Source organism: Natranaerovirga pectinivora, from assembly GCF_004342165.1.
In the GTDB taxonomy this organism is placed as follows: Bacteria; Bacillota; Clostridia; order Lachnospirales; family DSM-24629; genus Natranaerovirga; species Natranaerovirga pectinivora.
Window position 1 is genome coordinate 507,510 of the sequence record NZ_SMAL01000001.1, and the last position, 13,404, is coordinate 520,913.

General features: G+C 29.4%; 20 protein-coding genes. All 20 read right to left on the reverse strand.

Annotated elements, in window-relative coordinates; all coding sequences use genetic code 11:
* Nucleotides 1-3: 3 nt before the first annotated feature.
* Nucleotides 4-588, reverse strand: coding sequence for a hypothetical protein (locus EDC18_RS02510; RefSeq protein ID WP_132249923.1), 585 nt, complete (start codon nucleotides 586-588; stop codon nucleotides 4-6).
* A gap of 79 nt (nucleotides 589-667) precedes the next feature.
* Nucleotides 668-1,204: a CDP-alcohol phosphatidyltransferase family protein gene (locus EDC18_RS02515; RefSeq protein ID WP_132249925.1), complete on the reverse strand. Its 537-nt coding sequence runs from the start codon at nucleotides 1,202-1,204 to the stop codon at nucleotides 668-670.
* Between the two features lie 65 nt (nucleotides 1,205-1,269).
* Nucleotides 1,270-1,794, reverse strand: a complete 525-nt coding sequence (locus EDC18_RS02520) for a hypothetical protein (protein WP_132249927.1) — start codon at nucleotides 1,792-1,794, stop codon at nucleotides 1,270-1,272.
* Nucleotides 1,795-1,953: 159 nt separating this feature from the next.
* Complete coding sequence (locus EDC18_RS02525; protein ID WP_132249929.1) at nucleotides 1,954-2,193, reverse strand: hypothetical protein; 240 nt, start codon at nucleotides 2,191-2,193, stop codon at nucleotides 1,954-1,956.
* A gap of 71 nt (nucleotides 2,194-2,264) precedes the next feature.
* Nucleotides 2,265-2,618: an HDIG domain-containing metalloprotein gene (locus EDC18_RS02530; protein WP_132249931.1), complete on the reverse strand. Its 354-nt coding sequence runs from the start codon at nucleotides 2,616-2,618 to the stop codon at nucleotides 2,265-2,267.
* A 17-nt stretch (nucleotides 2,619-2,635) separates the two neighbouring features.
* Nucleotides 2,636-3,247, reverse strand: a complete 612-nt coding sequence (locus EDC18_RS02535) for a transglutaminase-like domain-containing protein (RefSeq protein ID WP_243115041.1) — start codon at nucleotides 3,245-3,247, stop codon at nucleotides 2,636-2,638.
* 182 nt (nucleotides 3,248-3,429) lie between these two features.
* Entirely contained in the window at nucleotides 3,430-4,071 is a 642-nt protein-coding gene (locus EDC18_RS02540) for a histidine phosphatase family protein (protein WP_132249933.1), read from the reverse strand.
* 304 nt (nucleotides 4,072-4,375) lie between these two features.
* Entirely contained in the window at nucleotides 4,376-5,170 is a 795-nt protein-coding gene (locus EDC18_RS02545; RefSeq protein WP_132249934.1) for an alpha/beta fold hydrolase, read from the reverse strand.
* Nucleotides 5,171-5,942: 772 nt separating this feature from the next.
* The gene (locus EDC18_RS02555) at nucleotides 5,943-6,548 is read right to left on the reverse strand and encodes a hypothetical protein (RefSeq protein ID WP_132249938.1); all 606 of its coding nucleotides are present in this window, start codon (nucleotides 6,546-6,548) and stop codon (nucleotides 5,943-5,945) included.
* Between the two features lie 348 nt (nucleotides 6,549-6,896).
* Entirely contained in the window at nucleotides 6,897-7,403 is a 507-nt protein-coding gene (locus EDC18_RS02560; protein ID WP_132249940.1) for a GNAT family N-acetyltransferase, read from the reverse strand.
* A 67-nt stretch (nucleotides 7,404-7,470) separates the two neighbouring features.
* Nucleotides 7,471-7,641, reverse strand: a complete 171-nt coding sequence (locus EDC18_RS14475) for a hypothetical protein (protein ID WP_165878440.1) — start codon at nucleotides 7,639-7,641, stop codon at nucleotides 7,471-7,473.
* Nucleotides 7,642-7,786: 145 nt separating this feature from the next.
* Nucleotides 7,787-8,239, reverse strand: coding sequence for a GNAT family N-acetyltransferase (locus EDC18_RS02565; protein WP_132249942.1), 453 nt, complete (start codon nucleotides 8,237-8,239; stop codon nucleotides 7,787-7,789).
* 81 nt (nucleotides 8,240-8,320) lie between these two features.
* A complete protein-coding gene (locus EDC18_RS14825) occupies nucleotides 8,321-8,446 on the reverse strand; it encodes a hypothetical protein (RefSeq protein ID WP_279230889.1) in 126 nt (41 codons plus the stop codon).
* Between the two features lie 202 nt (nucleotides 8,447-8,648).
* A complete protein-coding gene (locus tag EDC18_RS02570) occupies nucleotides 8,649-9,131 on the reverse strand; it encodes a hypothetical protein (RefSeq protein WP_132249944.1) in 483 nt (160 codons plus the stop codon).
* Between the two features lie 385 nt (nucleotides 9,132-9,516).
* A complete protein-coding gene (locus EDC18_RS14980; protein WP_442929338.1) occupies nucleotides 9,517-9,753 on the reverse strand; it encodes a methyltransferase family protein in 237 nt (78 codons plus the stop codon).
* 141 nt (nucleotides 9,754-9,894) lie between these two features.
* Nucleotides 9,895-10,035, reverse strand: a complete 141-nt coding sequence (locus EDC18_RS14985; protein WP_442929339.1) for a hypothetical protein — start codon at nucleotides 10,033-10,035, stop codon at nucleotides 9,895-9,897.
* A gap of 42 nt (nucleotides 10,036-10,077) precedes the next feature.
* On the reverse strand, nucleotides 10,078-10,746 hold the full coding sequence (locus EDC18_RS02580) for an HAD family hydrolase (protein WP_132249946.1): 669 nt from the start codon (nucleotides 10,744-10,746) through the stop codon (nucleotides 10,078-10,080).
* Nucleotides 10,747-10,784: 38 nt separating this feature from the next.
* On the reverse strand, nucleotides 10,785-11,150 hold the full coding sequence (locus EDC18_RS02585; protein ID WP_132249948.1) for a MazG nucleotide pyrophosphohydrolase domain-containing protein: 366 nt from the start codon (nucleotides 11,148-11,150) through the stop codon (nucleotides 10,785-10,787).
* Entirely contained in the window at nucleotides 11,147-11,956 is an 810-nt protein-coding gene (locus EDC18_RS02590; protein WP_132249950.1) for a class I SAM-dependent methyltransferase, read from the reverse strand. The genes EDC18_RS02585 and EDC18_RS02590 overlap by 4 nt, the downstream gene beginning before the upstream one ends.
* A gap of 248 nt (nucleotides 11,957-12,204) precedes the next feature.
* The gene (locus tag EDC18_RS02595; RefSeq protein WP_132249952.1) at nucleotides 12,205-13,197 is read right to left on the reverse strand and encodes a serine hydrolase domain-containing protein; all 993 of its coding nucleotides are present in this window, start codon (nucleotides 13,195-13,197) and stop codon (nucleotides 12,205-12,207) included.
* Nucleotides 13,198-13,404 lie beyond the last annotated feature (207 nt).

Below are 13,404 nucleotides of genomic sequence, written 5' to 3' on the forward strand. Positions count from 1 at the left end.
ACTTTAATTCCTTATACTTAATCTATAATAATTATTTTTAGGTTGTTTAAATGATTGATCATCCGAACAATATATTACTTTAGGTGTACCATTTCCATCTTCATCATAGTCAATTATCAATACGATTGTGTTCTTGCCTTCCGTATAGTCTTTAATAACTTCGTTACCCTCTAGCCTTTTACCCGTTAAGAAATTAAGTGTTTTTCTTTTAATTTTGTTTGTAATATCATAATACTCATAACTTCCACCGTTAGCTATTAATTCTATCTTTTCATTATTACTTTCTATTTCAATATATGCCTCTTTGTTAACTTCACTTTGATTGTACAAAACCTGACCGATCCGAACTATAAATTGTTCCTTCTTGCCTCCTGCAAAATCTGTTAACCAATCGTCATGGATTACATTCTCAGGTTCTGCAATATATCCATCTTCCATATAAACATTCTCATATATTTTTTCTACATGGTTAAATCTATATCGTTTTATATAATCGTTACCATAAATAATGCCTACTGATAATAATAATATTATTATTATTATTAATGCAATCAAAAGTCTAAAACCATTTCTCTTATATCTCCCCATAATTTACACCTCATTCTTTTATTGGTACTACGAATTTATAGGATTCATAATACTACCTCCATAAAACAGTTCTACTCAATTAATCTAGATATCTTACCTTATGTAATATACTTTTTCTATTCCCATTAAATTCCCTTGAAACTAAATTGATAAGGAGTTCTTCTATTGCAGAAATACTTGCAACAATACAAAGCAAATATATTAATGCATCCAATTGGATAATCAAAGGGAATAAGAATAACATAAAACCTGTAATTTTATTACCAGTTGTATGAATTATTCCAAAAGTTTTATGTTTTATTAATACTATGCCCATGGACATAACTCTGATTACTGCAATCCCAATAACCCAGTAAGAGATTGTAATAGGTATATCAATAATAGGATATAACCTAATTATTAAAACAGTAACCATAATTAAGTCTGCTATAGAATCAAGCTTTTCTCCAAATTTACTACCTGTATTGGTTTTTCTTGCAATGTAACCATCAAGGATATCACTAACACCGCAGATAAAATATATTACAAAAAATGATGTACTTAATGGCTCTATCAAAAAAAATGCAAATGCAAGAAATATCCTTATTAGTGATATACCATTTGGAATAGACTTCAAGACAACACCACCCGTATAATTTATTATTTTTATTCATTTTTTTCTGAATGCTCTAAATTCAATTCCTAATCTAGAATTTTATATTCCAAATGTTTTTTTAAGTTTTCTACGTTGAGTTCTTCATCTTCATATTTACAATTAATTTTAAGTCTTAAGCCATTCTCTTCTATATATACATATAAGATTCGATCATTTATTTTATCCCATTCAATACTCTTTATATCTTCCCATCTATGTATCCTAAAAAAGCACTTATGAATTCCATACTTAACTAGTCCTTTGTCAGTAACATAGTAACAACTTGGAAAATTCATTATATGCATACCACTAATAATAATCCAAAATAACGATTGAACGATAACTTTATACTCCTTCTTATTAATTACTGTAACTATCAATACAACGAACAAACTAATAATTATGAAGTAGAATATATATCTAAGCACTTTCAACGGTGTTACGTTTTTAAGTTTATAATAATGGACTATTTGGCCTGATTTTCTACTATTTATTATTTCAACTAGATTTATTGATACCAATAAAATTATAGAGACTGTAAACAAAACATCTAGGAAATTAATAACTATCACCCCTTTTAATTTTCCATCCCCTACTCATTACTAACAACAGGTCTACACCTATGACAGCAGATAACTTACCATTAATTACAATTTTCTTAGTTGTTGTTATGGTTTTAACTCCAGCATATACATCTTCATATGAACTAATATACGTTTCAGCTTGCTATTTTACTGACCTATTTTACTATTGCTCATAAAACCACCAAATATAATTCCAAAACCTATTATATAACTAAAGAAAACAAACCCATTTTCTAAACCTATCTCAAGTACAAAATTGCTAAAAAGAACTACCCCTATACCTAAGAGCATTACTTTAATACTATCTACCTGAGTTGTTTTTAATATTCCAAAAGTAATTACAGCAACTATAACTATAAAAAATATTATTACTATAATAACAAACACCTCCAATACTATAGAACAATTGCTTTTGAATTATTGCTTCAAATACTCTAAACTAATTGTTCTATCAATTACTAATCTAGAATTTTCATAACAGCTTCATATTTATCACGATATACTTCTTTGCTTTCATCTGATAATTTGTTGTAGCTCCTTATTAGTTTATTCCTGACAAATTCAATCCCTTCATCAACAGAGTAATGCCTTAGTTCTTCATAAAAATTATAATCAGTAATAGAAGCAATATCATGAAGCCAAGCACCAATTGTCGCAACCTCAATGTCGGCACCATAACTCTCAGCTAAGAAACTTGCGTTTTTAACAACAGCTTTTATATGATAATACCCTCCAAAACCAAAATAATTATCTTCACTCTCACACCTTCTTTTTACCTCATCTTTTAGTGAATCAATAATATCCTGTCTCAAGTATATGTCCTCCTAGATTAAATTTTTGTAGGCAAATTATATTTGTACATCTCTAGACAATTTTCATTACTATTCAACACTTCAATGGTTTTTTTATTTGGCTCCTTATATATCATTGTATAATCTTTTTCATCATAATAATGACGTACAGGAAAAGCCAATTGTTCTGTATCAATTGAAAACTGGGCGTTTATGCCCTCTTTATTTCCTCTTGTATCTAACCTAATCCATTTATTAATTTCTGATATATAAACGGCATTCAAAGCATGAATACAATATCCTGTTTCAGGGGTATTACCAATAGTAAGTCGTTGATAACAAAACCCAGCTGGTATATTGATAGAACGTAATAATGCAGCAAATAAATTAGATTTTGCATAACAAATACCTTCCTTATACATCATTGCTTCAGACGCTCTTTTTGTAATACGTGTACTTTGAATATCCCAAGAATGCGCAATCTCATCGCGAACAAATTCAAATGCTTTTTTAATTTTTGAAACTTCACTTTCACAATCTCGAAAAAGTTCCTTAACCTTTTCTCTAATAACTAAATGGCTAAAATCAACGTAATGATCCTCTGCCAAGTAATCTTTTAAATTTGATGACTCAAGGATTAGATCTATCATCTTTATCGAATCTCCATTTGCTATTCTCTTTTATTATACGTATATCTTTAATGCCTACTTCTTAATTGATTAACTAGCTGATTAGACTTTTTAAATGAACTCATTTTTTTATTTCTTTCATTTTCATATCCATAGCTCTCATTACCATTAGTATTTATTTGTTGTTTTTTTGAAATTTGGATTTAACAATTATTATTAGAATATAATCCTTCTTCAGTTGGATAATGTGATGTATCTCCTTGCAAAACAAACTTCCTACTATCATTTTTAATTTCCACTATATTTAAACAAGTAGAATTCATAAACTTCCCACTCCATAAATCTTTGATCTCTTTGTTTTCAAAATACGTGATAAGAGATTTTAATACAACTGCATGGGTAACAACTAAGATGTTTTTTCCTTGAAAATCTAAAAGTACTCTTTCTATTTCATTCGTTACTCTATCAAAAACTTGTTGAAATGTTTCTCCATCTTTTATCTTGTATAAATGAGGAAAATTCCAGAAATTCTTTTGTTCATCTGGAGAATGCTTTTCAATTTCTAGATGTAGCTGTCCCTCCCATTCTCCAAGATGTATCTCTCTTAAATTATCATTTGACATTATTTCTATATCTCTATTCCCACGAATTAATTCAGCTGTTTTCATTGCACGACCACTTGAACTAGATATAATTATGTCAATTTCTACATCTTTCAAGCTTTCTCCAAGCCAAATTGCTTGACTTTCACCTAACTCTGTTAATTTTGAATCTTTTTGACCTTGTAATCTTCCTTCAACATTCCACTCTGTTTGACCATGTCTCGTTATATATAACCTTGTCATTATATTTCTCCCTTTCTACATACTCTGAATCAATTCCTCTAAATCTTTTTAATAGATCAGTTAGATTTTGTACTGATATTCATTTTAAATATAAGAAAAAGATGAACTAAATTTCATTAAATACTATTTTTAAAAATTCATACGTTTCCAAGTTTTAATATTTCGTTCCATAACCCATCTTACGGTGAATTGATTTCGTAACCTATATGCCCTATCGATTGTAGGAAAGCACTATCGACTCTATGGCGAATTCTAAACACACTTACGACTTCATCTCTTTTATCAATAAGCCATTTTCACTCTTCTATACCTCATAATTTCCTTTTAGAAATATGATTAAGTTTTCATTAAATTCTTGGGGTGTATCCATATTAACAAGATGTCCTGCATTTTCAAATACTACCATTTTACTCTTCGGCTCGCTTTCATGCCACATATTAGCTGCTTTAATTGCCATAGGAATATCGTATTTACCACAACCTATTAAAATAGGATAAGTACGATTAGTTACTTTGAATTTATTAATAAGATTTTTTAATTCTGCCAAATACATGAATGACCTTTTCTTAAATCTAATATTCATATTATAAAATTTCTCTTGCCCTTCTGTTGTAAAAGCAGAAATAAGTTTATTACTTTTAGCAAACCACTTAATAGAAATAACAGCTTTTAACATCATTTTTACTTGTTCACCACTATTTTCTTTTTGTAATGCTGAATCAAAATTATTTATATTATACCCGCCTATACAACATAATGAAGCTACTTTGTCAGGAAATTTATTAGCAAAATCTTGTATTAAAAGCGCCCCGATAGAGATTCCTACAAGATGAATTTTATTTATTCCTTCAATTTCTAAAAGTTTATAAATATAGTCAGCAGTTTTGCTAATGTTATCACCTTTTTGAGTTTTAATTGATTTTCCATGTCCAATTAAATCTAAGGTAATTACCTGATATTCCTTTGCAAAAAACTCAATCTGTTCGTCAAAACTCGTATGATCTGCAAAAGCAGCATGAACAAACAAAATACTTTCCGCTAACTCTTTTTCCTTTATCCAATAATGGATAGGCGTCCCCGATAAGTGCTTTTCTATCATTTTGATTTCCCCTTTTTAAAATTATAAAATATGTCTAAAAGAGTAGTGTGCCTTTTTTATTAATATCACAACATAATAGGATATGCCTATTCGTCACATATTGGAATTCATCATCAAAATCACCAATAAAACTCTGTTAATCTATATCTTGATCCTATTGACTTCTTTTGTCTTTCTTGAAATAATGCAATAAATTATCATACATATTAAGGCAATAAGAATTAATATATGTAGTACAATGTGGTATAAGTCAGGTATATAAATACTCGGAGATGATATTAATTTTATCGTATCAGCAAAAAAATTCATTTTTCCCTGTGAGGGGCCAAATATGGTAAAATACCAATGGGATAAAACTTGGGCTAAAAACCAAATAAAAAGCCAACCTGTTAGTAAATATTTGCCTGACTTCTCTTTATAAACAAACCAGATTAATAATATTAAATATAAAACAAAAAATATGCCATCATCTTTATATGCCCTAGTAACTAATATATAACCATTAAAACTTACTCCCACCATATCTAAAAAAAACCATAACAGCAAACACAAATTTGAAACAAAACATATTTTCTTAATCATTTGATCCCCCATAATTTAATTATAAGTTTTTACAATCTATAACCTTATTAGTTTATTCCTGACAAAATCATTCCCTTCATCAACAGAGTAATGCCTTACCCCATATGCAAGTTGAAATAGTGATGGTAAGTATAATACGTATATCTTTATTGCCTACATCTTAATTGATTAACTTAGCTGATTTGACTTTTTAGATGGACTCATCTATATAGCTAAAAATTAAATCTAATACTTCATCAGATAAAGTAATAGGGTACACATAATAATTATTAGAAAATAACCCTTTTCTACTTCTATATTCTATAATATATACCTGCCTATCAAGTGTAATAAACAATTGATCTATATAACCATTTTCTAAAATATGATTCTCATTTAATGAAGGAGTGGAAAATGACATACGATAGTATTGAACATCACTTATTAATCTTAAGTAATTTAAATAACCTATACCTGTTAAATTCTGAAGCCTTTTTATTTTTAATGATGTGATTAATTCTTTAGTGATCTTTTCTATGTCACTGGATTGAATTTGAATTTCATTATTTAAAATTGAGTTGATTTTATCTTGCTCCAATTTACTTTCCCTTATATTCTTGTATAGCGATATTGATACAGGCAATTTAACATCTTCTATTACAATATGATTCTTTGGGATATTTACCAGATTGAAAAAGCTATGTAATATAAAAAAACACAAACCAACTTTTAAAAAACTTAATAACACCTTCCATAATTTGATCCTTTGATAGAATATCTCTCCCTTTAATTTGCAATCTTCGTAGGATTGAATCATTGACTCAACTCCTTGAATTACAAAAAGCGAAAGAAAAGATATACTACCCACCCAATATGTATTCTTCAATTCATAATTCTTTGAGAAAAAAATCATATAAAAAGAAACAACCGATAGAAGAAAAAGTAAAAACTTTATGAATGTGACTATAGCAAATCTATCATTATGAGTTAACAAAACAAATACTATAAAAATGAAACTAAAAAAATTTATGAATGAGACAATACCATTATAATCTACAATCGTAAATACAAATAAGAGTACAATATTAACTGCTAAAACATAAAGAACTAACTTATCAATTTTTTTTATTTCTCTATTTTCCAATCCTTTCATGGTTCACCTCTCTTAATTCTTAAAAAAGAATATATCGCCTAATGTACCATCTTCGTATTCAGTTCCTTGATAAGATTTTACAAGCCTATAATTGCCCTTTGTATAATCTCTAACAACTTTATCCCAAAAATATACAGAAGCTAAATTCTTAGGATGTCTTTTAAGTTGCCACCTGCCTTTGAACATGTCAAACACTTTATATGCTGCATACTTGCCAATACCACATCTGCGATACTTTAACATAATAAAAAATTCTGCCAATGTATAGTCTGTTTTTTCCTCTTGAACTTCAGGATAGTCATTAACCATTATAAACCCAGCTAAATGATCATCAACTACTATAAAAAAAGCCCACCGATTTTTCTCTGTCCAATAATTGTCTAAGTAGTCATAACCATAAAGACCAAGTTTGTTGACATCTCTATTATTATACTGAGAGAATTCATAGTTGTATTTTTCTAAAAGGTTTCTTAATACTTCTTTATCCTCTATTCCAACTTGAACAATATCAATATTCATATTTATTCCCCTCTAATCTAAAATTTTCATAACTGTATTATAATTTTCTAAATACACTTCTTTACTCTCATCTAATAATAATTCCCCCCAGAAATGCACTAGCTCCAGTTTCTGATCTTGAATTATTGTATTTATTCTCATCTAAAAAACTATTTTGATATAGCCTTACCTCACTATTAAATGGATGTACTGGTATTCCATTCTCTATAGTGTAGCTTAGATCAACTAAACCTTTCATTTATGCGTTCCTCCGAGGTAAAATTTTAAATCCCATAATATATCCCCCAACTATGTAATTTGTACATTACATTATGTTATGAATGGTTCCTTTGCATCGTTCTCTTTCTAAGCCTTGTATCAAGTTTGAATTTAATGCTTTCATATTATAAAGTTATTCCATAAATACGAGAGTTATCTCCCCAAGGATGGTATCCTGTGCCAATATATTGAAATCCATATTTTTCATAATATCCAATATGATCTGTACACAGATACAGATGCGGAAAGCCACCTTCTTTTGCATCTTTCTTTGCTTGCTCTAACAGAATAGAACCATATGCATTTCCTCTATATTCCTTTTCAATGTAAACAGCACAAACCCAAGGATACAAATCCATACGACTAATAAAATCATTTGTAATAAGACCGGCACAACCAATTATGTTGTCGTTATCCATCAATAAGTACCATTGTGGTAATGGATTAGAAGTAGTGATGCAATTTGTTATACAGTCTTCATATACTTTCATGCTATTTTTGCTTGCCCACTTGCTTTGAAAGTATTTAATTGCTCTGTCTTTATATTCAGGATGTTTTTTTATAGATATAACGTTCATTTCTTTCTTCCTTTCTCTCATTTACTGCTCTTTTAAGTTTTATTTTTAAATCTATCAAGCAATTTGACCAATAATTCAGTGTTATTTTTTATCAAATAATAAATGAATTACCTTATCGTAGTTAATCTCTTCTCCATTATCATCAATAAGTCGTATCTCTTTCTTTTGATATAAATCTTGAATTCTCAATCCAAGCTTTTTTTTCATCTCTTCCTTTCCCATGCTTGTACCACATGCCATACCAATAGCCATCCATATTAAAAAATTCAAAAATCATCAACCAGTCTTTCAATAAATAAATTGTTACTTATATCTACACACAATTGAACCTAACAAGACTTATTAATAGAATATAATCCTTCTTCATTTGAATATCATTGCACGTCCACTTGAACTAGATATAATTATGTCAGCTTGAAATACAACTGAAATTTTTCAAGATATACTCTCTAAAATACTCATAATAAATCTGTCCCCAAATAGGAGTGTTTCTATAAAAATATAAAACCTCTCTATTGAGATCATATAATATTGGCATCTCAAAGGCTGAGAAATGTTTAGTTGGTCTTCTTTGTACAAAATCTATGGCTTCTTTACTAATATCTTCACTTGCCAATAGAGCAAATGAAGTAAAGCCATTTTGTATACCTCTTGGAAGTCCTTTATAATTTTTCCTGGCATATTCAAAAGTTGTCTTCGAATATGCTTTAATAGTGTTTTCCTCAACAATACTGCTATAACTTATAAAACTGAACATTTTTAGTTTAGTAGCAAACCATTTCCATTCAAATTTTTCATCATATAATACATCAATTAAGTTTTCTTTTCCTTCTATGCTCTTTGAACCATTGTATCTACTTTTCACCTTTGTACTATACTCTAAATAATCCATTTTTACCTCTCCCCAATAACAGTAATTTAACTTCTTTATTTATTTCTTAATTATACTACGTTATAGAACTTTTGTGTGTATTTTAATATATAATTCTGCTTTTTCTATTAAATACTCTTCATGGTACCTTTTACCACTAATTTCTAGAAATTTACCTAACAAAAAAAGAAACTATTTTCTTTCAGTTTCTTTTTCTAACCTTTACAGCTCTTTTATATTCAACTTTAATCTCATTACCCTTTTAACTCAATATGCTCTTCTTCAATCCTTATAATCTCCACCATAGGATATTTTTCATTAATCAACTTACCTAAATTGTCTAATCCAAATATCTCAGTATATGTATGGCTTCCAACAATAAGATTTGGAGGGGGGAATTTCTTACCTAAATATAACGTCTCACTTTATTCATATATTTTATATACTCTTCTCCAAATTTTTCGATACACCATCTTTCTTCCGAAAGAATAACCCAGTGCGATGATATTTGGAACACTATTACTAACATAAGTAATATCCATGAATATGTAAGTAATACACACCCTATGAAACAGATGAAATATGCTATGTACATAGGATTGCGGGATACTCGATATAACCCATTTAGCTTTATCCCATTCATTTTAGGCTTAGCATAATTTATTATAGATACAATATATACAATAATTCCTAAACCATATATTATCAGACCTATATAAAACCAATCAGCGTCAGTTCTGATTTTCAGTAATAACAAATATAGTACAATAAGAACTGTTGTAATTTAATAAATCCAGAATACTACTTTTTCTCTTCCTATTAAAGGAGCAAAGAAACCCGCACGTTTAAGTGCTTCTTTGTTTATTATACTTAATAGTCCATACCTTATCAGTATAATTGGTATAACTGTCAAAAATGCATTCATTCAATCCCACCTTTTTAAGTCATTTTAGTTCATATAATCCTATTAAAAATTTTCTTCAAGGAATGATTTTACATCTAATAAATTATCCATTCTACAATGTATAATACTTTGAATTTCTTCACTAGGCTCTTTCAAGTCAGAAATCATAATAGGAATCATTCCTGCTTGATACGCAGCACTTATTCCTGTCTCTGAATCCTCTAATACCAAACATTTACTTGGTGTACACTGTAGTTTATCTGCAACATTTAAAAAGATTTCTGGATTTGGTTTGGAGTTTTCTATCTCGTCTCCACATAATATGTAATCAAAGAACCCATCAATTTCTGCAAGGCTTAGAAGATTTAATGCTCTATTTCTACTTGTCGATGTTGCAACAGCCTTTTTTATGTTAATTCCATCTAAATATTGTATCAACTCATAAAGTCCTTTTTTTATTGGAACCCCATTTATTTTAATAAATTCATTTGATATTTTAACTCTTTCATCTCTGATTAAATTAAAGGGAAATTTTTCTCCAAAATAATCTACATATATTTCCTTTGTTTTAGTTATATTAGTCCCTACAGTTTTCTCAAATAAATCTCTGCTAATTTGATAATTATATTGATTTGCCGCTTCTTTCCAAGCTATATACGAGATATTTTCTGTATCAAACATTAATCCATCCATATCAAAAATTATTAATTCAATTTCAAGTTGTTTTTCCATGTCCCTTAACTCCTCTAATATTTATTAGTAACTTTTTTTTACTTCAAGTTTTTATATTGATTTTCGTAATCTCTATCCATATTTTTCATAAACTTTTCTAGGTAAATTCTTGAAAACTCTTCAGAAGAAATATTAAATCTATTGAGAATATCCATAAAATACATCAAAACATCTCCTAATTCCTCAACGAAATGTTCTCTAACTTCTATGTTGTTCATTATTTCTGCTTCACCTTTTTTCTTTATAATTGCAATAGACTCACCAATTTCTTCAATCATATAAAGAATGAATGTTTTTGCATATTCTGGTTCCATAGGTGACCATGTATTGCTGTGCTTCTCCCATAACTTATATGATAAGTTTAACATCTCAGATATTTTCAAATCATTTTCATTAGTAATCATTTTACGCCTCCTTGTTTGATCGCTACCTGTCTCTGAGCAACTATGAATACATAGTCACCATTCATACTAGAATATTTTGAAAGGATTTCACTTATTCTACCACTTTCCATATCTTCTCTTAGCCTTTGACATCCTTTCCTTATCTCTTCCTTATCCGCCAGTGAAGCAAAAGTAGAAATCCCTTTTCTGACTATTGGATCTAAATAAATTTTAGGATTATATTTACCACTATACAAAAAGAAATCCTGTAAACTTGGTTGTATCATAAAAGTTTCTGTGCCGACGATTGTAAAACCCACGCGCCTCAAATTTTCAGTCGTTTTTTCAACTGAAGGCATTTGCAACCATGATGATTCCATAGCTTTTGGAAAGTACTCTACCAACCAATAATTTCGCATCTGTTCAGGTGAAGATGTTAATATAACATACCTTCCATTATTAATTATACGATAAGCCTCCTGAAACGGTCCTTCCAGATCATTATAGTGATGGATCACCAAGCTACTAATAGCCCCATCAAAAGAAAAGTCTTCAAAGGGAATACAACTAGAATCCCCTTTAACCCAATTCATATCTGGTTTCTTCGCCTGAGCACTATCAATCATGGTAGAAGAAATGTCCATACCGGTCATAGACAATCCTTTTTGATTTAATGCGACTGTATAATTTCCAGTTCCACAACCGATATCTAAAACTGCAGCTCCTTTATCTAATTGTAGATGATAGTATAATCTATTGACTATCTCAGGGTCAGCCTTTCGAGTAGTATCATATGTTTTACCTATTTGATCGTAGACTGTTATCATATTTTCTTTTCCCTCCATAAGTATTTTCCAAAAGTGACTATTTTCACATAGTGTTTAGTCTTGCCGAAAGGTATAGTAAATCATTTAATGTCTTTTATAAAACAAACAACTCTATTTACCTCTTCAAAACCAATCCTTTTATGCACTTCTATACTCAAAGTGTTATGTAATTCTGCGTCAGAAGTAATTCAGAACATCTATTTTCTTTCGCCCATTCTTCTGCTTAAATATCTATAATCAAAAATTAATTAAATGAATTTTGAAATATTTTTTCTTATTTTCCATACATTGTCTCCAAAATTACTTACCGCTGTAATACATATATTATTTTTCATATCGTATGATGATATAAAACTCACTCCTGGATCACACCCTTGAAAATAAGGAATATAGGTATTATCATCAGTTTTATCAAGCCAAATGCCATAACCATAATATTGACTATTTGTATGACTTTGTGGGATTAACATTTGATTAACCATATTATGGGAAAGTAATTTTCCACCTAATAAATACTCCCAAAATCGTTCTATATCTAAAACAGTAGTAAATGCTCCTCCTGCACCGGTTCCTTTTACATCTACACTATAAATATTTGTATAAAACTCCCCACGTTTTTCATCATAAATATATGCATTTGCACATTTAGCAGGAAGTCTATCAAGTTCATAATATCCTGTGTCTAACATGCTACAAGGATTAAAAACATGTTCTAATAAGTATTTATCAAATAGAAGGCCTGTTACCTTTTCAATTATTAAGCCTAATATGACAAATCCAGTATTATTGTATTGAAATTTTTCTCCTGCTGAATACCTCATAGGCTTATTTATAAAAAGTGGAATTAAATCAGTGCTAGTTCTGATTTTATAATTAGGATAATCACGCCACAACTCATCATATTCTTCCATTATGCTTTCATCAAAATAATCAGGAATTCCTGAGGTATGACATAATAATTGTCTAACTGTAATATCTTTATCGATATTCCTTAAATCAAAATCCAAAATATTACCGATAGTATCATCCAAATGCAGTTTCCCTTGCTCAACAAGTTGCAAAATTCCAACTGCCACAAAAACCTTTCCAGCAGAAGCTGTTGCAAATTTGGTACAAACGTCATTTTCTATTTTATTGGGTAAATCAGCATATCCATAAGATTTTTGAAAAACTACTTCTCCACATTTCTTTACAGAGATACATCCACTAAAATCCGTTTCTATTATATTGTCTATTCCCATGTTTTTCTCCTTTTTTACCACAAGTTTTAAATAAATAGTGTTAGTGTTGCCTAACGTTTTGTTGTTCCCGACGTTCCTGAACTGGACCCTCAGAGCCCTTCTTCTCAGGCGGCCCTATGTGTTAGGATAGTTGTCGTATAGAAAAAAGTGTATAATAAAACTACGACAATAACCTGAGGAGAATTGATATGCCAAAAAACAACAATA

Excerpts from the sequence above, each read along its gene's own strand:
- EDC18_RS02510 (WP_132249923.1), bottom strand. The coding sequence starts at position 588 with ATGGGGAGATATAAGAGAAATGGTTTTAGACTTTTGATTGCATTAATA.
- EDC18_RS02535 (WP_243115041.1), bottom strand. The coding sequence starts at position 3,247 with ATGATAGATCTAATCCTTGAGTCATCAAATTTAAAAGATTACTTGGCA.
- EDC18_RS02540 (WP_132249933.1), bottom strand. The coding sequence starts at position 4,071 with ATGACAAGGTTATATATAACGAGACATGGTCAAACAGAGTGGAATGTT.
- EDC18_RS02545 (WP_132249934.1), bottom strand. The coding sequence starts at position 5,170 with ATGATAGAAAAGCACTTATCGGGGACGCCTATCCATTATTGGATAAAG.
- EDC18_RS02555 (WP_132249938.1), bottom strand. The coding sequence starts at position 6,548 with ATGATTCAATCCTACGAAGATTGCAAATTAAAGGGAGAGATATTCTAT.
- EDC18_RS02560 (WP_132249940.1), bottom strand. The coding sequence starts at position 7,403 with ATGAATATTGATATTGTTCAAGTTGGAATAGAGGATAAAGAAGTATTA.
- EDC18_RS14475 (WP_165878440.1), bottom strand. The coding sequence starts at position 7,641 with ATGAAAGGTTTAGTTGATCTAAGCTACACTATAGAGAATGGAATACCA.
- EDC18_RS02565 (WP_132249942.1), bottom strand. The coding sequence starts at position 8,239 with ATGAACGTTATATCTATAAAAAAACATCCTGAATATAAAGACAGAGCA.
- EDC18_RS14825 (WP_279230889.1), bottom strand. The coding sequence starts at position 8,446 with ATGAAAAAAAAGCTTGGATTGAGAATTCAAGATTTATATCAAAAGAAA.
- EDC18_RS02570 (WP_132249944.1), bottom strand. The coding sequence starts at position 9,131 with ATGGATTATTTAGAGTATAGTACAAAGGTGAAAAGTAGATACAATGGT.
- EDC18_RS14980 (WP_442929338.1), bottom strand. The coding sequence starts at position 9,753 with ATGAATGGGATAAAGCTAAATGGGTTATATCGAGTATCCCGCAATCCT.
- EDC18_RS14985 (WP_442929339.1), bottom strand. The coding sequence starts at position 10,035 with ATGAATGCATTTTTGACAGTTATACCAATTATACTGATAAGGTATGGA.
- EDC18_RS02580 (WP_132249946.1), bottom strand. The coding sequence starts at position 10,746 with ATGGAAAAACAACTTGAAATTGAATTAATAATTTTTGATATGGATGGA.
- EDC18_RS02585 (WP_132249948.1), bottom strand. The coding sequence starts at position 11,150 with ATGATTACTAATGAAAATGATTTGAAAATATCTGAGATGTTAAACTTA.
- EDC18_RS02590 (WP_132249950.1), bottom strand. The coding sequence starts at position 11,956 with ATGATAACAGTCTACGATCAAATAGGTAAAACATATGATACTACTCGA.
- EDC18_RS02595 (WP_132249952.1), bottom strand. The coding sequence starts at position 13,197 with ATGGGAATAGACAATATAATAGAAACGGATTTTAGTGGATGTATCTCT.